This window comes from Arthrobacter alpinus (assembly GCF_001294625.1).
In the GTDB taxonomy this organism is placed as follows: Bacteria; Actinomycetota; Actinomycetes; order Actinomycetales; family Micrococcaceae; genus Specibacter; species Specibacter alpinus_A.
In genome coordinates this window covers 3,620,954-3,640,446 of sequence record NZ_CP012677.1, presented here as the reverse complement: position 1 = coordinate 3,640,446, position 19,493 = coordinate 3,620,954, and the positions used below count along the sequence as shown (strand labels likewise).

The window sequence follows — 19,493 nt, the reverse complement described above, 5'->3', positions numbered from 1 at the left end:
CAACCACACCGGGACTGGATCAGTGCGAAATACGGTCCAACAACGCCCTAATTTCAGCGGGCCTGTTGCTTGTCACCTCGGTGACACCAAGCGCTTGGCACAGGGCCAAGTTCTCCTCGGTGTCCACCGTCCAGACCCGGAAGCTACGCCCGGCGCCAAGCCAGCGCGCGGCGTTCTCCGGATGGGCGTACAGGTAGTCCACACCAGGTCCGGCGATGCTGGCGACGCCGGAATCCACCAGCCTTTCCCCTTCCGCCATGGCCCGGCGCAGCAGGGACGCCGTGGTGGGAGCGCCGCCAGGGGCGCCGCCGAGTGTTTCCTGAACGTCCTTAACCTCCTCCAGCAACTGGCAAAGGAACTGTGCAGGGACTTTTTGGGCCAGGTACTTCAGCGCCTTCGGGTGGAAACTCATGAAGGAAACCCGCACGGCCCCCGCCATTGACTGCTCCGGTGACCACCCGTGGAGCCGCAACCTTTCAAGGGTGGCGTCCACCAACCGTGTGTCAAAGACAGCCCCATACTTAAACTCGATGGCGAGGTCCACGGACCGTCCCGCCTGGGCGAGAATCTCCAGCAATTCATCCAACGTGAGCAGTTGCTCCGCTGTTCCGCCGAACAGAGGCGGGATCACCGCACCCTTCCAGGAGCTGAAATCCAAAGCCCGCAGTTGGGCAAGCGTCAGCGCCGAAACGAAGCCGGTACCGTTGGAGGTCCTGTCAACGTCGTCGTCGTGAAGCAGCACCAGCTCCCCATCCGCGCTCAGGTGCAGGTCGCACTCGACCCCATCGGCGCCGTCGGCCAGGGCCTGTAAATAGGCGGCCCGGGTGTGTTCGGCAAAGTACGCACTAGCGCCACGGTGGGCGAAGACTTTTACGCTCATGGCACCACGCTACGCTTACGTTATGGCGCAGACAGAACTACTTGGCCCGGCTGGTACCGCAGCCTCATCAAATTCCGACGTCGAAAAGGCGGCGGCGCTGCGGCGCATGAAGAACATTGCGCTGGGGTTGCTGCTTTTCATGGCGGTTGTCTTTTGCTTCGCGTTCGCGTTCGCGCCGCGGTACCCGTGGCTTGCCTACGTCCGTGCGGCTGCCGAGGGCGGCATGGTGGGCGCCCTTGCCGACTGGTTTGCCGTCACCGCCCTGTTCAAACACCCCATGGGATTGAAAATCCCCCACACGGCCATCATCCCTAACCGCAAGGATGAGATTGGTGCCTCCCTGGCCGAGTTTGTGGAAAGTAACTTTCTTTCCGAAGCCGTTGTGTCCCAGAAACTAGCCACCACCGAGATCGCCCAGAAGGCGGGGGCGTGGCTGGCCAAGCCTGAAAGCGCCCACCGCGTGGCCACCGAGGGTGCGGCCGTGCTGCGCGGCGCCATGGCAGTCCTCAACGACGACGACGTCCAGGACGTGATCGAATCCCTGGTGCGCAAGCATGTGGTTGATCCGCCGTGGGGCCCGCCCATCGGAAAGCTGGCCGAGCGGATCTTTGCCGACGGCCACCACCACGCCCTTGTGGACCTGCTCGTTGACCGCTCCACGACCTGGATCCAAGCCAACCACGAAACCATCAGCGGGCTTGTCTCACAACGTTCCCCGGGCTGGGTGCCGCAATTTGTCGACGGCCTGGTCGGGGACAAGATCTACACCGAATTTTACAAGTTTGCCCGTGCCGTGCAGAACGACCCGCATCACGAGGTCCGTCGCAAGCTCGATGAATATCTCAAGGAGCTGGCTCAGGAGTTGCAGCACGATCCGGCCATGATCGCCAAGGCGGAGTCCATCAAAGGCCAGGTCCTTGGCGACCCCGAGGTTCGTGAACTAGCCGGAAGCGCCTGGGCTGCAGTCAAATCGGCGCTCAGCCAGGCCGTGGAGGACCCGGACTCGGAACTGCGCCGCAAGTTTGCCGCCGCCGTGCAGGATTTCGGCACCAAGCTTGTCACCGACCCAGAGCTGGCGGCCAAGGCCAACCAGTGGATCGCCAACGCCGCCGCCTACCTGGTGGGCACCTATAAGCACGAGATCACCTCGCTCATCACCGACACTGTTGAACGCTGGGATGCTGCGGAGACAAGCCAGAAGATCGAGCTTCAGGTAGGCAAGGACCTGCAATTCATCCGCATCAACGGCACGGTGGTAGGTTCCTTGGCCGGGCTTGCCATCTTCACGATCGCAACGCTGGTGTTCCACTAGCCTCGACGAACCGCTTTCTTCTGCTTCGCCAGTTTCGGGGCTTGGAGCGTCTTTGGTTTGCGCGGAGTGTCGAGTTCTGCCAGAAGCTCCGCTGGAATCATCATGGGTGCCGGTCCGAAGGCCCTGCTGGCCGAGGCGATCACGGCCCGGCCCATCATGTAGTTGCCCACCCCGCCAACTGCTGCGCCAATGCCAAACGGCAGGGCTTTGCCCACGACGGAGGCACTGCCCCTAGTTGCCACCTTGCGCAGGAACTTCTTTTGCATGGGGCCGGCAATGCTTCTGAGGGCCGCCAGCGGCATGCTCTTGCCCGCAGTTTTGCCCCACGTTTGCAGGGGCGTTGTACCGTTGCCCAGCGCGTGGCCGGTCAGCCCCTGCAACATCGCGATGCCTTCATCACCTAAGATGACGGCCATGACGGTGACCTGGGCGGCCTCTGGGTCCTGCAACCGGACACCGTGCAATTCGGCAATGGATTGGGCGTATAGGGCAGTCGCCTCCAAAAACACCACGGTGGCCGCCGCGGAAATCGACAGGGCGACGACGGTGCCGATGCCGGGAATGATGGCGGTGGCGCCAATCGCCGCGCCCCCGGTTCCGACGCCGGACAAATAGTCCCGCTCCAGCCTCTGGCCCAGTTCGAAAGCGGTGGCGTGCGGATGGCGCCTGCGCAGCCGCCGCAAATTTGCCAGCACCAGCGGGCGCTGGACCTCCACGGCCTTGAGTAGCACGCCGTGAACTACTGGCTTGGGCCGGCCACGTTCGTCAAAGGCCGCCCCGGCAGCAATTTGCACCGCCTGATTGGCCCGCCCGTCCTTCTTGGCAAAGCCGGTCCCGGGCGCCAGCCCAACATTTTTTAGATCCTTGCGTGCCATCAACTCTCCTGCCGTATCTGTACCTCAAGGCTAACTGCCAATTCTTGCAGCAACTCCCATGCTTTCCAACGGCCAGAGCGGGGCGAACCGATTTCGCAGCCCGTACGCGGCTGGGAGGTTACCGCGCGATCGTGGCGGGCGTGCCGTCGTCGTGCTTGACGGCGGTCCCAAACAGGCGGGTACGCAGGGCCATGAACAGCAGCACCATGCCGACGGAAAGCAGGATGTGTCCCAGACCCGCGATTCCGGGGATGGCGCCGGAAACCTCGGTGACGCCGTCGACTTGAAGGATGCCGTGCCACACCATGATGGCCGCGGTCAGGACCAAGCCCACGTTGTAGGTCCAGAAGAACCAGTTGAACAGACGGGATTTGGAGAGTGTGAACAGCTTTTCTAGGATTAACACGATCAACAGCACTATGAACCCGAGGGTCAGCAGGTGGGTGTGGACAACTGAAAGCTGGGTGAAGCCGTGAAAATCCTTGCCCTTGGTGAATTCGCGGTAAAACAGGCCGGAAAGAACGCCGATGACCATGTAGGCGAACGCTGAATAAAAGAGCTTCTTCATGTGGAGTCCTTTGCTGATGGGCCGTGAACAGGCCTTTGCCTTCAGTTTAAAGTCGGGCACGGCGGCATCCATCAACCTTTTGGATGACTCATAGCCCCTCCGTTTCTACGTCCGAGGCACGAAGGAACCCGGTACGTGCCCGGTCAGGAACGCTGCCACATCGCTGAGTTCCGCCGCACCGATGGCGTGGCCCAGCCCCCGGTAGTGGGCCTCGCTCACATCAGTGTTGGACCGCAGCCATTCAGCAGTGAACGCGGTGGCGTCGGGATTGATGACGAAGTCTGCAGTGTCCCTGGCCCAGTAGAACGGGATTTTGCTGCTGATTGGTTCCATGGCACCTAGCAACTCATTGTGCAGCACGAACCCGGAGAGCCCCACCCCTGCCGTGAACGCCTCGGGGCGCAGGCGCAGCAACGTGGTGGCCAAGGCCATGCCCTGGGAAAAGCCGAGCACCGACACCGAACTGAACCGGTGCCTGGCGGTGGCGGTGTCCAGCCACGCCAGCAGGGTTGAGGCCGTGCCCACCACCTCGGCAAAGTCATTGGCCAGGAAGTAGTCCAGCAGGAACCAGCCGTAGTCGCCGTCCATTTTCAGCGGCGCCCGGGGCGCAGCACAGGTGAACCCGTTGGGCATCCGCGCGAACAACTCCCCCATGCGGGTTTCATTCGAGCCGTAGCCATGCAGCATCAGCAGCAGCGGCGTGCCGGCCCGCTCGCCGTCGGGCCTGGACCAGAGCACAGTTTCCATGGCTCAAGACTACGCACGCCCACGGGCATCCCCCCCGCCGTGAAAACGGGGGCAACTCGCGAACGCACCGACAAGATACCCCGCTCTCGCGGGCTGGCGCCGTTTTCGGCGAAATGACGCAAAATAACCCGTTTTCGGTGTCGCCGCAGAAATCTGAGTCTGTGTTTGTGTTTGTGTTTGTCCTTGGGTTGATAGCTCTTGACAAACGCAGATAAACACAGATAAAGTCATCTAAAACAACATCATGTGATGTCAATCACGCGATGACTATCGACCAAGGGAACAGTATGTTTGCGGAGGAACGGCACCGGCGCATCGCCGAACTCGTCGGCGTAAAGGGCCGTGTGGCTGTCAACGACCTAGCGGATTTGTTTTCAATTACCCAGGAAACCGTCCGCCGCGACCTGGCCACCCTGGAAGATGAGCGCATCCTGCGCCGAGTCCACGGCGGCGCGGTGGCACTAGACCGGCTCAGCCGCTCCGAACCCAGCCTCAGCGTTCGCCAAACACAACGGCTGGATGAAAAGGCGCGGATTGCCTTGGCAGCCATGGCCTTGATCCCCCAAACGCAGACGGTTTCCATCCTGCTGGACTCGGGGACCACCACGGGGGCACTCGCCGCGCAATTGCTCACTTGGGCCCCTGCCAGCCAAGGAAACGAACTGCTAGCCATCACCAACTCGCTACCCATCGCCAGCTCCCTGAGCGAGAACACGCAGCTGTTGATCGACATCCTGGGCGGCCGCGTCCGCGGCCTTACAAGCGCCGTGGTGGGGGCCCGCGCTACGGAACAACTCAGCGGACTGCGCCCGGACATCGCCTTCATCGGCACCAACGGGATCCATTCCGAGTTTGGCCTGAGTACCCCGGACCCTGTGGAAGCGGCTACGAAAACCGCGATGGTCCGCGCAGCCCGCCAGGTGGTCATCCTGGCGGACGCTTCCAAGCTCGGAGCTGAAACCCTTGTTCGCTTTGCCACCCTCGAGGAGGTCGACACCTTGATCACCACCACCGAACCAAGCCCGGACCTTGCCGCGGCCCTGACGGCTGCCGGAGTCGAGGTGGTGCTCGCATGATTCTCACGCTGACCCCAAACCCCAGTCTGGACCTGACCATTGCGCTGGCCGGCCCGCTTGAGCGCGGGGAGGTCCAGCGCGCCGTGGCCGCCTCCGAGCACCCCGGCGGCAAGGGTGTGAACATTGTGCGGGCCCTTGCCGCATCCGAGTTTGACGCGCTGGCCCTGCTTCCCGGGGATCCCAGCGACGCCGTCGTTCGGGCCCTTGAGCTGGAGAGCATCCCCCACCTCTCCCTCCCCATCGGTGCGACCCTGCGCAGCAACGTGGCCATCACTGAGCCCGACGGGACCACCACCAAGGTCAACGAGCCCGGCCCCACCCTGTCCGCCGCGCAGCTTGTCGGCCTACTTGAGCTGGCCGTCGCCAAGTCCGACGGCGCCTCCTGGCTGGTGCTGGCGGGCTCTCTCCCGCCGGGGGCGCCCGCCGACTTCTACGCCCAGGTGATCTCCGCTGTCCGCACACGCTACGGCGCCGCGGCCCCCCGGATTGCGGTAGATTCCTCGGGCACTCCCCTAGCCGCCACCGTGGCCGGTGCACCGGATCTGCTCAAGCCCAACGCCGAAGAACTGGCGGAACTGAGCGGGATGGGCGACGGCGCGTCCCTGGAAGCCGATCCGGCACTGGCTGCGAGCGCGGCACAGTCCCTGGTTGACCAGGGAGTTGGCGCCGTGCTGGCCACCCTTGGCGCCAAGGGTGCCGTGCTGGTTTCAACGGCCGGCAGATGGCTGGCCAAGGCGCCGGTCATTGCTGCTAAGAGTACCGTCGGCGCGGGCGACAGCGCCCTGGCCGGATATTTGTTGAGCACACTTCGCGGCGATGGCCCCGAAGCCTGCCTAAAGCAAGCAGTGGCCCATGGGGCAGCCGCCGCTTCCCTCCCCGGAACCCTGGTTCCTGCCCTACACCAAACCAACCCCTCCGCCGTCGAAGTGACGGCACTGGCTCCCGATAAGGAAAGCTGACATGACAACCCTCATCACCACGGACCTGGTAGTCCTTGATGCCAACCTCGGCACCGACGCCGCCTCCGTGATCCACCACCTCGCCACCATCATTGCCGTGCAGGGCCGCGCCACCGGCGTTGAGGGCCTCTACGCAGACGCCCTAGCCCGTGAGCAAAAGACGTCCACTGGCGTGCCAGGAGGCATCGCCATCCCACATTGCCGCTCCGCGGCTGTCTTGGAGCCCACCCTGGCCATGGCCCGGCTGGACCCGGCCGTCGACTTTGGCGCCAAGGACGGCCCCGCGGACATCATCTTCTTCATCGCGGCCCCCGCCGGTGCTGACAACGAGCACCTCAAGCTCCTTTCCAAACTGGCCCGTTCCCTAATCAAGAAGGACTTCACGGCCGCCCTGCGTGCAGCGGCAACGCCGGAAAAAATCGTCACCCTGGTCGACGGAGCATTAGCCGATACTCCAAGTCCGGCCACGGCGAACGCCGCAGCGCCCGGCGCCCAATCCGGGTGGGGTGAAGCCGGCTCGGCTTCACCCCACCCGCTGCGCTTGGTCGCCGTGACGGCGTGCCCTACGGGGATCGCCCACACCTACATGGCCGCCGACTCCTTGGTGCAGGCGGCGCAGGAGGCAGGCGTTGACCTGCAGGTGGAGACCCAGGGTTCCGGGGCGCTCACCCCCTTGGACCCGGCCGTCATTGCCGCTGCCGACGCCGTGATCTTTGCCGTGGATGTGGACGTGCGCGGCAAGGACCGCTTTGCTGGCATGCCGCTGGTCAGTTCCCCCGTGAAACGCGGCATCGACGAGCCAGCCAAGATGATCCAGGAGGCCCTCGCAGCGGCCACCGATCCGCACGCCCGCAAGGTTGCCCACTTTGGCGCCGAGGAGGCTGCCGAGCACAACCAGGACACGGCCAGCGAGCATCTGGGCACCAAGATCAAAAAGGTCCTACTCACTGGTGTCAGCTATATGATCCCGTTCGTGGCTGGCGGCGGCTTGCTGATTGCACTGGGCTTCCTGCTGGGCGGCTACGGCATCGCCCTGGGCACCACAGCGGCAGACATCCTCACCCACAACACCTTGCTGAATCTGCCCGACGGCGGCAACCTAGGACTGTACCTGGGCGCGGTGGCATTTACCATCGGAAACCTCTCCATGGGCTTCCTGGTCCCGGCGCTTGCCGGCTACATCGCGTTCGGCATCGCCGACCGCCCCGGTATCGCCCCCGGCTTCACGGCTGGCGCCATCGCCGTCTTCATGGGCGCAGGTTTCCTGGGCGGGCTGGTGGGCGGGCTGCTCGCCGGTCTGGCCGCATACTGGATTGGCAGCTGGAAGGTGCCACGCTGGCTGCGCGGCCTCATGCCAGTGGTCATCATTCCACTTTTGGGTTCCATCATCGCCTCCGGCGCAATGCTCTTGTTCTTAGGCGGACCCATCGCGGCGCTTTCCAATGGCCTGAACCATTGGCTGACGGGAATGTCCGGGGCCTCCGCCGTCGTGCTGGGCGTTGTCCTTGGCCTGATGATGTGCTTTGACTTGGGCGGCCCCGTCAACAAGGTGGCCTACGCCTTCGCCGTGGCAGGGCTTGGCGCAGGCTCGGCGCTCAACCACGCACCATGGGAAATCATGGCAGCCGTAATGGCCGCCGGAATGGTCCCGCCCCTTGCCATGGCCCTGGCCACCGTAATCGACAGGAAGCGCTTCTCCCTTGCCGAGCGCGAAAACGGCAAAGCCGCCTGGCTGCTGGGCGCCTCCTTCATCACCGAAGGCGCCATCCCCTTTGCAGCGGCCGACCCCCTGCGTGTCATCCCCGCATCCATGCTGGGCGGCGCCTTCACTGGTGCCATCTGTATGGCCGCAGGTGTCACCTCGCAGGCCCCCCATGGTGGGATCTTTGTGTTCTTCGCCATCGGCAACATCGGCGTGTTCATCACTGCCATCGCCGTCGGCACGGTCATCACTGCGCTGACAGTAGTCGCCCTCAAACGCTGGGCAGTCAGGGCACCCGTTGCGGCTTCTGCAGGACAACAGCTCGTCGGACAGAACAGCTAGAAGGGCTGCGCACAAGTATTTAGTTCAGATGTACCAAAAAGCCCTTGAGGGTCGCGAAAACCGAACCTTTTCAAGGGTTTTTTGCGTGTCATAACAGTCTGCAAATAGGCCCGAATACAGTCTGCAGATGGGCTCGAATTTGCTGATCTGATAGAATTTATAGTCTGCCCGTAGCGATGCAGCAGAAAGTCGCAAGCAAATGACCTCCAAAAGGGGATGTACAAATGCCCAAAGACCGAAGCATGATTCAACCGGAAATAAGTGTTAAGGACACCGCAGGACGATTGCAGGCCAGGGGAAAAATGCCCCGTTTGCCCCCACTTAAAAGACGGCGGCTGGCCGTGGACGACATCAATGTAGTCAACCAGCCCATGCTCAAAAAAGCCATAGGCGGCACTGTCGTCGGCAACACCATGGAATGGTACGACGTCGGCGTTTTCGGCTACCTCATCACCACCATGGGGCCAGTCTTCTTGCCGGAAGCTGACAAATCGGTACAAACCCTATTTCTTCTGGGAACGTTCGCGGCAACCTTCCTGGCCCGCCCGCTTGGCGGAGTGGTCTTTGGTTGGCTCGGAGATAAGATCGGCCGGCAAAAAGTGCTGGCAACCACGCTGCTGATCATGGCGGCATCGACGTTCGCCGTGGGCCTGTTGCCCGGCTATGCACAGATCGGCATTTGGGCTGCTGCCCTGCTGGTCCTGCTCAAGCTGGTCCAGGGATTCTCCACAGGTGGCGAATACGCCGGTGCCACGACGTTTGTCAGCGAATACGCCCCGGACAAGCGCCGCGGGTTCTTCGCAAGTTTCTTGGACATGGGCAGTTACATCGGCTTCGCCCTAGGCGCCGCCACCGTCTCAGTGCTACAAATGACACTGGGCCAGGCGACCATGGAGGACTGGGGCTGGCGCATCCCCTTCCTTGTGGCCGGTCCCCTGGGGCTCATCGCCATCTACTTCCGCAACAAGATCGAGGAATCGCCTCAGTTCCAGGCCACCCTGGATGCCCAGGAAGCCGCGGCGAAGTCTGCAGTTTCCTCCGACGAGGACACCTCGAACGGTCCCATCACGTTGGTCCGGGTGTATTGGCGCCAGATCGTGCTAGCCATGGTGCTGGTGGCCGCGGCCAACACCGTTGGCTACGCGCTCACCTCCTATATGCCCACCTATCTGACGGAGTCCAAGGGCTACGATCCCCTGCATGGAACCTTGCTGACCATCCCCGTGCTGGTCATCATGGCACTGTGCATCCCCCTCACCGGCAGGCTCTCCGACAAGATTGGGCGCCGCCCGGTGCTGTGGGTTGGCTCCATCAGCACCGTGGTGCTGGCCCTGCCCGCGTTCATGCTGATCGGCTTCGGCGAGATCTGGTCCACCATGTTGGGGCTGGCGCTGATTGCCTTCCCTGTCACGTTCTACGTGGCCAACCTGGCTTCGGCCTTGCCGGCCCTGTTCCCGACCTCCAGCCGCTATGGCGGGATGGGCATTTCCTACAACTTCTCGGTGGCTATCTTTGGCGGCACCACGCCGTTCATTATCAAGATCCTGATCACGGTGACAGGCAATGACATGATGCCGGCGTACTACCTGATGCTGACCTCGGCCATTGGCGCGGTGGCGATCTACTTCCTGCGGGAATCGGCGCAGCGCCCGCTACCCGGATCGATGCCCAGCGTGGACACCGCGGCGGAGGCCCGGGACCTGGTCTCCACCCAGGATGAGAACCCCTTCCTGGACATGGACCACCTGCCATTCGACGACAGCTACGAGCCGGCAACCCCTGGCAGCGGAATCCCCGTCACGGTGGGCAGACCGGAACAGGTCGACGCCTAGCTAGGAGCAGCCGACCCATGGCTGTCATGGCATGTTCGACGGCGGCGCAGCCATTGCGGGGATCTCCACAAAAATGGTGACCTTCCCGTGATGGCTGCGCCCGTTCACGGCATGTCCGGGGACGCGGACAGGCCGGTACAAGTGGCCGAAGGGATCCTGCACCCTAGCGCGTTCCAACACGCGCCGGTTTGTGAGGCTACCGTCGATGTCCTCCAGCGACACGGGATGGGTTTGTTTCCCGTCCACCGTAAAGTTCCACTGGACCGGTTCCATGGCATGTTCCAGGTACAACGTCTCAAACATGCACGCCAGTAGCGTTTCCCTGCCCGCAGGGTAGAAGCGCCGCAACGGATACTCGCCCGGGTTGTGCCGCTGGGCCTTCAACCAGGCTTGGCGCAACCAGGAAAAGTCCACCGGACCCAGCGAGGTGCCCATGGCAAGATGGCGGTCGGTGTCCAGCAGCAACCTGAATCCGGAGCCGTCGCGGCCCACAATGCAGATGGCCTGGGCCGTGTATTCAAAGTCAGCCAGCAGCGCCTCCGAGGACGGGAAGAAGGAGAATTCCCCGCCGTCGTCCACGGCCACAAAGCCGCCGTGCGCCACCGCCCCTGAACTACATACCGCGCCCGCCGGCACCAACTCTTCGCCAACTTCCATGCTGAGCTCACTCCCTCGAAGAACGGCAGTCGGCCCGGATGACCGTCCTGCTTCTTCTTCCATGGGACCACTGCAAGCGGGCGCTGGACGGGTTCTTGACGCGATCCATACGGTGCGGGGAGCAATCCTGACGACCCGCTGACGGAGGGCCGCACTAACCGTTATCGGCCGCGATTGCCAACCGCTGCGGCGAGCTTGTCCGGCACCAGCTTGCTCAGGGCAATCAGGGTGGCATACCTCCGGGACGGGATGGAGACACTCTTGCCGGCGGCGTTGGCGGCCAAGCCCTCCCGGACCACCTGGTCCGGATTCAGCCACATCCACTTCGGGATGCCACTCATGTTCGCCCCCATGCGTTGGTGGAACTCCGTGTGCACGAACCCCGGGCACACGGCAGTCACCTGGACCCCTCGGGGGCCGTAGCGCAGGTTGGCTGAGCGGCTAAAGCTTGTCAGCCACGCCTTGGCCGCACCGTAGCTCCCGCGCGGGATGAACGCCGAGACGCTGGAAACATTGACGATCCGCCCCTCCCGGCGCTCCAACATGCCGTCCAAGACGGCGTGGGTCAGCTGCATGGGCGTCAGTGCCAGGATCCGCAGGTGCTCCGTTTCGGCCTCCACCGTGCTGTCCTCAAACGCCGTGACGAAGCTGAAACCGGCATTGTTCACCAGCACGGAGACCGGCCGCTCACGGTCCGCCAGCCGGGCACTGACGGAGGCGACGCCGTCGTCCGTCAACAAGTCCGCCGGCAGGACCTCAACGTGGATGCCAAATTCCGTGCGCAGCCGCACCGCCTTGGCCTCCAGTTTGGCAACCGTGCGGGCCACCAGGACCAAGTCATGCTGGCTGCGGGCCAACTGCTGGGCGAACTCGGCTCCCAAGCCGGACGTGGCACCGGTGATCAACGCGACCGGAAGCGCCACCTACACGCCGCCCGGCTGGTCGGTGTACTGGGTGTAAAGGTCCGGGTGTTTTTCCACGAACCTTGCAACATAAGAGCAATGCGGGATGATGCGCTTGCCCGAGGCCACCACGTCATCCAGCGCATACCTGACCAGGACCTTCGCCAGGCCGCGGCCTGCGAACCCGTCCTGCGTTTCCGTGTGGATGAGGTCAACGTGGCCGGGCAAATCCTGGAACACGATGACCACGGCCAATTTGTCCGCCTCGTGCAGCTCGTAGCGGTGACGGCCGTCATTGCGTGTCATGCTCACATCGGCGTCGAAGGCATCACTTTGGGCAGCTGGATTCTCACTCATAAAGCGAGCTTGGCACAACGGCGCAGTGCTGGCAACAGTGCCCCACTCGGAAATTTAGAGGGGATGGTTAGGAGCCGGCCCCGCCCTGCCACAGCGCGGTGAACGGGGCGCCGGAGCTCACCCGGTTCTTGATGCCCTCGGTGACGAAGGCCTTGGCGGTACGCGCCGCCTCCAGCGGGGTGGCACCCTTGGCCAGTTCGGCCGTCACGGCCGCGGCCAGGGAGCAGCCGGCCCCGGAAACGGCCACGTCGCCCACCTTGGGGGCGCTGAGGACCTCCAGGGTTTCCCCGTCAAAGAAGACGTCGACGGCGTTGGCGCCTTCCAGCCTCACCCCGCCCTTGGCGAGCACGGCGGCGCCGCTGATCTCGTGGATCTTGCGTGCTGCGGCCTTGAGGTCCTCGAGGTTGTTGATGCTCATGCCAGAGAGGGATTCAGCTTCAAAGTGGTTGGGTGTCACGAAGGTGGCCAACGGCAGGATCTGGGCCTTCAATGCCGCATCGGTGTCCAATGCGTGGCCCGGCTCCTGACCCTTGCAGATCAACACGGGGTCAAGGACCACATTCTTGAACCCGGCGACTTTGAGCGCAGTTTCCACGGTGGTGATGGTGGCGGGGCTGCCCAACATGCCGATCTTCACCGTCTCAAGGACGGTGGGTGCGCCGGACGCTGCGCCGTAGGCCGCCGTCGTCGCCTCGAGCTGGTCGGCGATGACCTGCTGGTCCAAGGGCACGAAGCGGTGGTTCCAATTGTCCTTCGGATCAAAGGAGACAATGCAGGTCAGGTTCACGATGCCGAAGACGCCCAGTTCCTGGAACGTCTTGAGGTCCGCCTGGGCGCCGGCACCACCGGTCGCTTCGGATCCGGCGATGGTCAGGGCAAGGGCGGGCGCTTTTGTTGTCATGGAACCATCTTGCCACTTTGGCGCCCTATCAATGTTCCCCCGGCAGCGGTAGATTCAGCGCTATCTGGGATCTTTCCCCCCAAACTAAGGAGCAATGCCGTGGACACCGATTCAACAGCTGTCGTTTTCATTGAATTCCAAAACGATTTTACCTCCGAAGGTGGCGTCTTGCACGGCGCAGTCAAGGCCTCCATGGACGCCAATAGCACCTTAGACAACGCGGAGAAGGTGCTAGTTGCCGCCCGCGCCGCCGGCGCCACTGTCATCCACTCCCCCATCAGCTTTGCGCCCGGGTACAACGAGATCGCCAAACACCCTTACGGCATCCTCAAGGGCGTGGTTGACGCCACGGCCTTTGTACAGGGTGCGTGGGGGACCGAGATCATGGCCCGGTTTGCCCCTGGGGAATCCGAGATCATCATTGAAGGCAAGCGCGGACTGGATGCCTTCGGCAGCACGAACCTCGACTTTATTTTGCGTGCCAAGGGCATCAAGACGGTGGTGCTGGCAGGGTTCCTGACCAACTGCTGCGTGGAATCAACCATGCGCACCGCGTACGAACGCGGCTACAACGTGGTGACCCTGACCGACGCCGTGGCCGCCACGAGCGTGGAAGAGGGAGAGTCGGCGGTCAAGTTCGACTACCCCATGTTCTCCACGCCGACCACCTCGGACGAGTTCATCTCGGCCCTGAACTCTGCATCAGTGCTGGAGGACTCTTCACGGGGGTACTGACGGGGTTCAGCCCAGGCCGGTGCGGCTCGCGCAGAATTGAGTACTTTCCGTACAACAATCCCAGGCTTGGGATCTCCTTATTTTCGCCTGAAGGTGTCCTTGAAAGTGCCAAGAGTGTTTCTCAGGGTGTCTGCCACGTACGCCGCCCCGGGAATCGCCCTGTCCCGGGCGGTACCGGACTCCTCAGGGTTTGCATTCAACAATTTGGAGATGGAATTGGCCCACGCTTTGGCTTCCCGCCTGGTTTTGAATCCGAAAGAATCCTGTCCCTTAAGAAAGTAGACGTCCAATTTTGGACCGGAAGCAATCGCTTGAGGCTTCCCACCAATGTTCTTGATGGTGTTCAGCTCGAAATACTCGATTCCCTTCGTGTTTCCCAACATGCCCTTGGAAATCAGGATGATGTTCTGACTGCTGAGAACTAGCTCATCAGTGTAAGTGGCCATCACGCCGCCGTGAAGCACCCCTTAGCTCTTCAAGACCACGTACTCATCAGGCTGCAAATTAGACTTGGCCATCGTTGCTCTCTCTGGGGCGCATTCTTGGAAACCGATACGAAACGGTGGGCCGGGAGTCCAGCCTGAATCGTCGACGCGGCGGAAGGTTGATTGCCTATGCGGTACCCGGCTGTCAGCCTAATATATCGACACTTCAGGATAAGTCGACGGTAAGCACGCAGATGCGGCGTTCACCGGGGAACTCCAAATCACCAAAATTTCCACTGAAACAAAAAGAGCCGCAGGTCAGAAACCACTAAAAGTGGCTCTGACCTGCGGCTTGGTCAGGTGGGCCCTGCGGGGCTCGAACCCGCGACCCACGGATTAAAAGTCCGATGCTCTACCAACTGAGCTAAAGGCCCGACCGTGCGAGAAGTTTTTGCAAGGATGTTGCCATCCCTGGAAAACTTGTCGGACATTAGACTACCTCACGGCGTGTGTACAAATGCAATTCCAGCCCGGACTCAAGCCCGGATTCAAGCGGGCCCGCTGGCACGGCCGTGACTGCCGGGTGCGAAGTGCCCGCTCTCTCGACCCTGCCGGGTAGCGGGGGTAATGTCGACTCATGAACCAAGTACCAGCCCCACGTGCTCCCCGACCCCACAAGCCCCTGCCTTTTGCGCCGGCCGACTTTGAACCGTTCGCGGGCGGCACAGATCCGGCGCGGGTCTCCGAGGCCGCCCATCTGGCTGCCCGGGCACTGGTCTCTGGCGGAAGGGAAAGCACCGATCCGGAGATCACCAAGCGACTGGTCAAGCTTGCTGACAAGCAGGGCCTGGACGCCATTGCCGAGATGTGGGCGGCCAGTCCGGCCCGATCCCTTCCTGGTGCCCTGTGGCGCCTCTATGCCCTGCGTGCGGCAACGCTGCAGGATCCCGAGGGAATCAGCGTGTTTTTCCGGGCCGGACAGCACCGGGCGCAGGTGGCCAACGCTGTCGCCGGCGTAGCCGAGCCGCCGGGTGCGCAAGAGATCAGCACCGTGGCTGACGCCATTTTGTCTGGCGCGTTCGACGGCGACTTTGACGTTGCGCTAGAACGGTCGGCCGCCTTTTGCCGGGTTTTGGCGTTAGGTCAGGCCACCATTGCCAATGACCGTGAAAAGATGCATCCGGAGCATGCTGCCCAACTGACGAAGAAGGCGCACCAGCTGGTGCGCACGGCTGAGGACCTTGAAGGCGCTGCCGCCTCATGGCGCAAGGGCGACCTGGACTAGCGACTCACCCCTTTAAGTAATCTTCGCCACCGATGCAATCCCCTCCCATCGGTGCAGTTTCCTCGATCTCCGGTTGACAGCAGAGGCGCAACGTAGAACACTAAAAGTGGTGTCGAACTGCGGAACCCCCGGGCTCCATTTTCTAGCCGCTTTGAGCGGCCTAACGCCGTGAGGCGCTCCCGGTTCGGCACCACTTTTATGCCCGAAAAGCCTGCCATACGCAAAGGTCCCAACGTGAAGCTGAGATTCTTCCCCCACGAAACGGCAGGGCTGGACGCCTTGGCCAGGATGGCCGGCCAGCTACTGGCCGGGACCCACACCCTGGCAGAGCTTTTGGGCGCAGGACGCGCCGACTTCCCGGACTTGGCTGAGACCATGCGCCAGCACGAGGGCGCCTCCACCGCCGACTTCGCCACGCTGCTGACCACCATGCGTACCAGCTTCATCAACCCACTCCCCCGCGAAGACCTCTACGCCCTAGGCCGGCTGCTCAACGAATCCAGTGAGCTCCTGACGGGCGCCGCCGAGTTGATAGAACTGTATGGTCTGGACCGGGTCCCCAAACGCGCGGTTGACCAGCTGGAAATATTGTCCCGCCAAGTGGAGCTCACCGCCGCCGCCATGAAAGCGCTGAATGACCTGGACTCGTTGGAGGACTACTGGCTGGAGGTTCTGCGCCTGGCGAAACGGGCAGATCACACCCACCGGATCCTGATTGCTGAACTGCTGGAAAACCACAGCCCCACTAGTTTTGCCAAGTACCGCATGCTGGCGGACCAATTTGCTGCCGCCAGCAAGCAGATGCGTGCCGTTGCCACGCAAGTGGGCAGCATTATCGTCAAGGAATCCTGAGCTTGGTGCCGTTCCTGCTCGGGGCCGTGATCGTCGCGGCGGCGATTTTCGCGTTCCTGAACGGTTTCCGCGACGTCTCCTCCGCCGTCGCACTGTCGGTGCGTACCCGGGCACTGACCCCCACCATCGCGGTGCTACTGGCGGGCCTTTTCAACTGTCTCGGGGCGCTGATCAGCGTGGTCTTGGCGGTCACTTTCGCTGACAGGCTTTTCACCGTCCCGCCTGGACGCAATGGCCTGATCCTGTTACTGGCAGGGCTGGCCGGAGCCTGTCTTTGGGGCGTGTACCAGTGGTGGCGCGGCTATCCTTCGTCGTCCACGCACGCTCTGATCAGCGGGCTGGTGGGAGCGTCCCTGGGCTCACTGTTGCTGGGGCACACGCCGTTGGAGGGGATCAACACCACACTCCTGGCCTTGGTGGTACTGCCCCTGCTACTGTCCCCTATCGTCGCCTATGCGCTGGGGTTCCTGGCCGTGTACCCCGCGGTGTGGGCGGCCCGCAACACAGCCCCCCACCAGGTGAACCGGCGCGCCCGCCAGATGCAGTCGGTGGCCGGTGCCGCGGTTGCCTTTGGGCACGGCTTGCAAGATGGCCAGCGGACGACGGCGGTGCTCTTGTTTGCGCTTGCGGCTGCCGGGGTGCGCGGGGCCGGGGAGGTGCCGCTGTGGGTGCCCATCTTCACGGCAGCGTTCCTGACGGCGGGAACACTCTTTGGCGGTTGGCGCATCTCCTACACCATGGGCCACCGGCTGGTCAGAGTGGATCCCATGCGCGGCTTTGTGGCCCAGATGGTGGGTGCGGGCCTGCTGTTCGTGGGTGCAATCGGTCTGACGCTGCCCCTGTCCACCACCCACACGGTCACCTCCGCCATTGCCGGGGCAGGCGCCAATCAGCGCTTTTCCGGCACCAACAGGCACGTCATGCTTCGCATTGTCGGCGCGTGGGTGGCGACCCCCTTTGCCTGCGCATTTTTAGGGGCGCTGTTCTTCCTGGCGCTTTCCCCCCTGGCCTAGGCTTTGGCCGCCTGGATGATATCTGCGTGTAGGCGCAGCAGGGGCGCCGTGCGATCGGCCGGGCCACGCCCGAAGCCGCACTCGGTGGCGATCCCGAATTCGGTGAGGCCCGCCGCCGCTAGGGCCGGGCGGGCGCCGGCGATCCGGCGGGCCGCGCCCTCTGTGCCGTCCTCGTGATGCACCAAACCCAGGAACAGTTCCGTTTCCGGGTGGAGCGCAAGGTTGGCCAGCGGCGCGAAGTAGGCTGCGTCGTCGCGCTCTATCGGCACCGGCAGGTGCAGGAATTCAATTGGGCGGGAAACCTTCGCGGACAGGGCGTTGGCGACGGCCGTCAGGTTGGCGGCGTCGGCGGGCTCCGCGAAGTGCTTCTCTGCGACGTCGCCGTAGCAAAGGTGGACGCCGAATTGCACGTCCTCCGGAACGGCGGCGGCCACTGGGGCAGCCAATGACGTTGCGGCGTCGATGATCTCCTCCGTGGTGGGGTCAGCGCCCTCCACGTACCAGCAGTCGGGCGTGTTGCCACCCACGGAAACTTTTTCGATGTGGCTGAACTCGACGGCCAGATCGATCTGGATGGCCAGGTCCTGGGCCGGAATGCCGGCGGAGATTTCTGCAATCTCGCGCTCCATGGCGACGGCGTAGGCCGGGTAGACGGCGGCCTGGTCTGAGGCAACAAGGTAGGAGCCCAGCGGCGCCAGCGGCGACGGAATGGCCACCTGGAAGCGGGTGCCTTCGGCGATGGCGCCGGCGTCGCGGAGGGCTTTGAAGTCCTGGTAGCTGGCAAGGGCCGCCTCGGCGTAGCCCAGCGGTCCAAACTTCAGCTCGGCGGCGGGCACGGTACCGTCAAGGACAATCTTGCGCAGGTCGAAGCCGGCAATCATGAAGGGCTCCCCCGGCACGCGGCTCAGTCCGGCAACGGCCTCGAACCGGGTGCCCTGGAACAGGATCCAGTGGTAGCGTTCGCCCACCTCGCCGTCGGGTATGCGCGCCACGTAGCCACCGAGGTTTTCCGCAACAATCGCCAGGGTGTCTGCCGCGGTGGGCTGGTTGATGGATCCGACGAGGTGGGCGCCGCGAACAGCGGGAAGTGAAGTCATGAACCCAGCCTAGGTGTGCCGCCACTCGCGGGCACAGTTGTTTCGAGCCGCTGTAACAGTGGCAAGAATCGCTCCGTTATGCGCAGAGCCAGCCTCCCCGGGCTGCGCCACTGATCGAGCTGCGCAGCCCGGCCCGTCCAGCCCTGCGCATGGCGGAAGTCCCCGCGCGGTTTGGTTAGCCGAAACGGCCGGAGACATAGTCCTCAGTGGACTTCTGCCCCGGGTTGTTGAAGATGGTGGTGGTCTCGGCAAACTCAATCAGTTTGCCGGGCTTGCCGGTTCCGGCGATGTTGAAGAACGCAGTTTTGTCGGAGACGCGGGCGGCCTGCTGCATATTGTGCGTCACGATTACCACGGTGTATTCGTCCTTGAGCTCGTTGATGAGGTCCTCAATGGCGAGCGTGGAGATTGGGTCAAGTGCCGAACATGGCTCGTCCATCAGGATCACGTCCGGTGAGACGGCGATGGCGCGGGCGATGCACAGGCGTTGCTGCTGTCCACCGGACAGCCCTGAGCCAGGCTTCTCCAGACGGTCCTTGACCTCTTTCCACAAGTTGGCGCCCCGCAGGGACTTCTCCACCAGATCGTCGGCGTCGGACTTGGGCATGCGGCGGCTGTTCAGCTTCACCCCGGCCAGGACGTTGTCGCGAATACTCATGGTGGGGAACGGGTTGGGCCGCTGGAACACCATGCCGATCTGGCTGCGGACCGTCACGGGATCGACGCCGTCGGCATACAGGTTATCCCCGTCCAGCAACACCTTGCCCTCAACCCGGGCGCCGGGGATGACCTCGTGCATGCGGTTCAAGGTGCGCAGGAACGTGGACTTGCCACAACCGGAGGGGCCAATGAAAGCGGTGACGGACTTGGCGTCAAGGGTGATGTTGACATCTTCTACGGCCAGGAAATCGCCATAATAGACGTTGAGGTCGCTGACGTCGATGCGTTTAGACATAGTAATGAGGTTCCGTTTCTA

The 19,493-nt window shown here is 63.1% G+C and carries 20 protein-coding genes and 1 tRNA gene; 9 read left to right on the top strand and 12 right to left on the bottom strand.

Annotated features, from left to right (window positions below):
- Window positions 1-19 precede the first annotated feature (19 nt).
- Window positions 20-880 (bottom strand): glycerophosphodiester phosphodiesterase, encoded by an 861-nt coding sequence (locus tag AOC05_RS16605; protein WP_062008486.1) that lies wholly within the window; start codon window positions 878-880, stop codon window positions 20-22.
- Between the two features lie 22 nt (window positions 881-902).
- On the opposite strand from AOC05_RS16605, the gene AOC05_RS16600 reads away from it, so the two are divergent.
- On the top strand, window positions 903-2,192 hold the full coding sequence (locus AOC05_RS16600; RefSeq protein ID WP_062008484.1) for a DUF445 domain-containing protein: 1,290 nt from the start codon (window positions 903-905) through the stop codon (window positions 2,190-2,192).
- On the opposite strand, the gene AOC05_RS16595 is transcribed toward AOC05_RS16600, so the two are convergent.
- The 3 genes from AOC05_RS16595 to AOC05_RS16585 all read right to left on the bottom strand — a co-directional run bounded on the left by AOC05_RS16595 (window position 2,189) and on the right by AOC05_RS16585 (window position 4,382).
- On the bottom strand, window positions 2,189-3,067 hold the full coding sequence (locus AOC05_RS16595) for a hypothetical protein (protein ID WP_230085412.1): 879 nt from the start codon (window positions 3,065-3,067) through the stop codon (window positions 2,189-2,191). The two genes, AOC05_RS16600 and AOC05_RS16595, sit on opposite strands and share 4 nt — an antisense overlap.
- A 118-nt stretch (window positions 3,068-3,185) precedes the next feature.
- Entirely contained in the window at window positions 3,186-3,635 is a 450-nt protein-coding gene (locus tag AOC05_RS16590) for a DUF2871 domain-containing protein (RefSeq protein ID WP_062009944.1), read from the bottom strand.
- Window positions 3,636-3,740: 105 nt separating this feature from the next.
- Complete coding sequence (locus tag AOC05_RS16585; RefSeq protein WP_062008481.1) at window positions 3,741-4,382, bottom strand: alpha/beta hydrolase; 642 nt, start codon at window positions 4,380-4,382, stop codon at window positions 3,741-3,743.
- A gap of 287 nt (window positions 4,383-4,669) precedes the next feature.
- Between AOC05_RS16585 and AOC05_RS16580 the strand changes: the two genes are divergently transcribed.
- The 4 genes from AOC05_RS16580 (at window position 4,670) to AOC05_RS16565 (ending at window position 10,293) form a co-directional block, all read left to right on the top strand.
- Entirely contained in the window at window positions 4,670-5,458 is a 789-nt protein-coding gene (locus tag AOC05_RS16580; RefSeq protein ID WP_062008479.1) for a DeoR/GlpR family DNA-binding transcription regulator, read from the top strand.
- Complete coding sequence (locus tag AOC05_RS16575; protein WP_062008477.1) at window positions 5,455-6,417, top strand: 1-phosphofructokinase family hexose kinase; 963 nt, start codon at window positions 5,455-5,457, stop codon at window positions 6,415-6,417. The genes AOC05_RS16580 and AOC05_RS16575 overlap by 4 nt, the downstream gene beginning before the upstream one ends.
- A 1-nt stretch (window position 6,418) precedes the next feature.
- A complete protein-coding gene (locus AOC05_RS16570) occupies window positions 6,419-8,461 on the top strand; it encodes a PTS fructose transporter subunit IIABC (protein ID WP_062008475.1) in 2,043 nt (680 codons plus the stop codon).
- Window positions 8,462-8,763: 302 nt separating this feature from the next.
- Entirely contained in the window at window positions 8,764-10,293 is a 1,530-nt protein-coding gene (locus tag AOC05_RS16565; protein WP_230085411.1) for an MFS transporter, read from the top strand.
- A 24-nt stretch (window positions 10,294-10,317) separates the two neighbouring features.
- Here AOC05_RS16565 and AOC05_RS16560 read toward each other — a convergent pair whose 3' ends face one another.
- The 4 genes from AOC05_RS16560 to AOC05_RS16545 all read right to left on the bottom strand — a co-directional run bounded on the left by AOC05_RS16560 (window position 10,318) and on the right by AOC05_RS16545 (window position 13,110).
- Entirely contained in the window at window positions 10,318-10,950 is a 633-nt protein-coding gene (locus AOC05_RS16560) for a hypothetical protein (RefSeq protein ID WP_062008472.1), read from the bottom strand.
- Window positions 10,951-11,111: 161 nt separating this feature from the next.
- On the bottom strand, window positions 11,112-11,873 hold the full coding sequence (locus AOC05_RS16555) for an SDR family NAD(P)-dependent oxidoreductase (protein ID WP_062008470.1): 762 nt from the start codon (window positions 11,871-11,873) through the stop codon (window positions 11,112-11,114).
- The gene (locus AOC05_RS16550; RefSeq protein WP_062008468.1) at window positions 11,874-12,209 is read right to left on the bottom strand and encodes a GNAT family N-acetyltransferase; all 336 of its coding nucleotides are present in this window, start codon (window positions 12,207-12,209) and stop codon (window positions 11,874-11,876) included. It abuts the gene before it with no gap.
- 67 nt (window positions 12,210-12,276) lie between these two features.
- Complete coding sequence (locus AOC05_RS16545; protein WP_062008466.1) at window positions 12,277-13,110, bottom strand: hydroxymethylpyrimidine/phosphomethylpyrimidine kinase; 834 nt, start codon at window positions 13,108-13,110, stop codon at window positions 12,277-12,279.
- Window positions 13,111-13,209: 99 nt separating this feature from the next.
- On the opposite strand from AOC05_RS16545, the gene AOC05_RS16540 reads away from it, so the two are divergent.
- The gene (locus AOC05_RS16540; protein WP_062008464.1) at window positions 13,210-13,845 is read left to right on the top strand and encodes a cysteine hydrolase; all 636 of its coding nucleotides are present in this window, start codon (window positions 13,210-13,212) and stop codon (window positions 13,843-13,845) included.
- Window positions 13,846-13,922: 77 nt separating this feature from the next.
- Here the strand turns inward: AOC05_RS16540 and AOC05_RS16535 are convergent, their stop codons facing one another.
- A complete protein-coding gene (locus AOC05_RS16535) occupies window positions 13,923-14,291 on the bottom strand; it encodes a hypothetical protein (protein ID WP_154604766.1) in 369 nt (122 codons plus the stop codon).
- 340 nt (window positions 14,292-14,631) lie between these two features.
- Window positions 14,632-14,704 (bottom strand) — tRNA-Lys (locus AOC05_RS16530).
- Window positions 14,705-14,907: 203 nt separating this feature from the next.
- Here AOC05_RS16530 and AOC05_RS16525 point away from each other — a divergent pair.
- The 3 genes from AOC05_RS16525 to AOC05_RS16515 all read left to right on the top strand — a co-directional run bounded on the left by AOC05_RS16525 (window position 14,908) and on the right by AOC05_RS16515 (window position 17,420).
- A complete protein-coding gene (locus tag AOC05_RS16525; protein ID WP_062008459.1) occupies window positions 14,908-15,555 on the top strand; it encodes a hypothetical protein in 648 nt (215 codons plus the stop codon).
- 234 nt (window positions 15,556-15,789) lie between these two features.
- Window positions 15,790-16,407, top strand: coding sequence for a DUF47 domain-containing protein (locus AOC05_RS16520; RefSeq protein WP_062009942.1), 618 nt, complete (start codon window positions 15,790-15,792; stop codon window positions 16,405-16,407).
- Between the two features lie 2 nt (window positions 16,408-16,409).
- Complete coding sequence (locus AOC05_RS16515) at window positions 16,410-17,420, top strand: inorganic phosphate transporter (RefSeq protein ID WP_062008457.1); 1,011 nt, start codon at window positions 16,410-16,412, stop codon at window positions 17,418-17,420.
- Here AOC05_RS16515 and AOC05_RS16510 read toward each other — a convergent pair.
- Window positions 17,417-18,517, bottom strand: coding sequence for a hypothetical protein (locus tag AOC05_RS16510; RefSeq protein WP_062008455.1), 1,101 nt, complete (start codon window positions 18,515-18,517; stop codon window positions 17,417-17,419). The two genes, AOC05_RS16515 and AOC05_RS16510, sit on opposite strands and share 4 nt — an antisense overlap.
- Before the next feature lie 175 nt (window positions 18,518-18,692).
- Window positions 18,693-19,472: a phosphate ABC transporter ATP-binding protein PstB gene (gene pstB, locus AOC05_RS16505; RefSeq protein ID WP_062008453.1), complete on the bottom strand. Its 780-nt coding sequence runs from the start codon at window positions 19,470-19,472 to the stop codon at window positions 18,693-18,695.
- Window positions 19,473-19,493 lie beyond the last annotated feature (21 nt).

What these genes read in the sequence shown, in the direction of transcription:
- AOC05_RS16565 (WP_230085411.1), top strand. Translation starts at nt 8,764, where the DNA reads ATGCCCCGTTTGCCCCCACTTAAAAGACGGCGGCTGGCCGTGGACGAC.
- AOC05_RS16570 (WP_062008475.1), top strand. Translation starts at nt 6,419, where the DNA reads ATGACAACCCTCATCACCACGGACCTGGTAGTCCTTGATGCCAACCTC.
- AOC05_RS16595 (WP_230085412.1), bottom strand. Translation starts at nt 3,067, where the DNA reads ATGGCACGCAAGGATCTAAAAAATGTTGGGCTGGCGCCCGGGACCGGC.
- AOC05_RS16590 (WP_062009944.1), bottom strand. Translation starts at nt 3,635, where the DNA reads ATGAAGAAGCTCTTTTATTCAGCGTTCGCCTACATGGTCATCGGCGTT.
- AOC05_RS16550 (WP_062008468.1), bottom strand. Translation starts at nt 12,209, where the DNA reads ATGAGTGAGAATCCAGCTGCCCAAAGTGATGCCTTCGACGCCGATGTG.
- AOC05_RS16605 (WP_062008486.1), bottom strand. Translation starts at nt 880, where the DNA reads ATGAGCGTAAAAGTCTTCGCCCACCGTGGCGCTAGTGCGTACTTTGCC.
- AOC05_RS16510 (WP_062008455.1), bottom strand. Translation starts at nt 18,517, where the DNA reads ATGACTTCACTTCCCGCTGTTCGCGGCGCCCACCTCGTCGGATCCATC.
- AOC05_RS16560 (WP_062008472.1), bottom strand. Translation starts at nt 10,950, where the DNA reads ATGGAAGTTGGCGAAGAGTTGGTGCCGGCGGGCGCGGTATGTAGTTCA.
- pstB (WP_062008453.1), bottom strand. Translation starts at nt 19,472, where the DNA reads ATGTCTAAACGCATCGACGTCAGCGACCTCAACGTCTATTATGGCGAT.
- AOC05_RS16585 (WP_062008481.1), bottom strand. Translation starts at nt 4,382, where the DNA reads ATGGAAACTGTGCTCTGGTCCAGGCCCGACGGCGAGCGGGCCGGCACG.
- AOC05_RS16600 (WP_062008484.1), top strand. Translation starts at nt 903, where the DNA reads ATGGCGCAGACAGAACTACTTGGCCCGGCTGGTACCGCAGCCTCATCA.
- AOC05_RS16525 (WP_062008459.1), top strand. Translation starts at nt 14,908, where the DNA reads ATGAACCAAGTACCAGCCCCACGTGCTCCCCGACCCCACAAGCCCCTG.
- AOC05_RS16575 (WP_062008477.1), top strand. Translation starts at nt 5,455, where the DNA reads ATGATTCTCACGCTGACCCCAAACCCCAGTCTGGACCTGACCATTGCG.
- AOC05_RS16535 (WP_154604766.1), bottom strand. Translation starts at nt 14,291, where the DNA reads ATGGCCACTTACACTGATGAGCTAGTTCTCAGCAGTCAGAACATCATC.
- AOC05_RS16545 (WP_062008466.1), bottom strand. Translation starts at nt 13,110, where the DNA reads ATGACAACAAAAGCGCCCGCCCTTGCCCTGACCATCGCCGGATCCGAA.
- AOC05_RS16580 (WP_062008479.1), top strand. Translation starts at nt 4,670, where the DNA reads ATGTTTGCGGAGGAACGGCACCGGCGCATCGCCGAACTCGTCGGCGTA.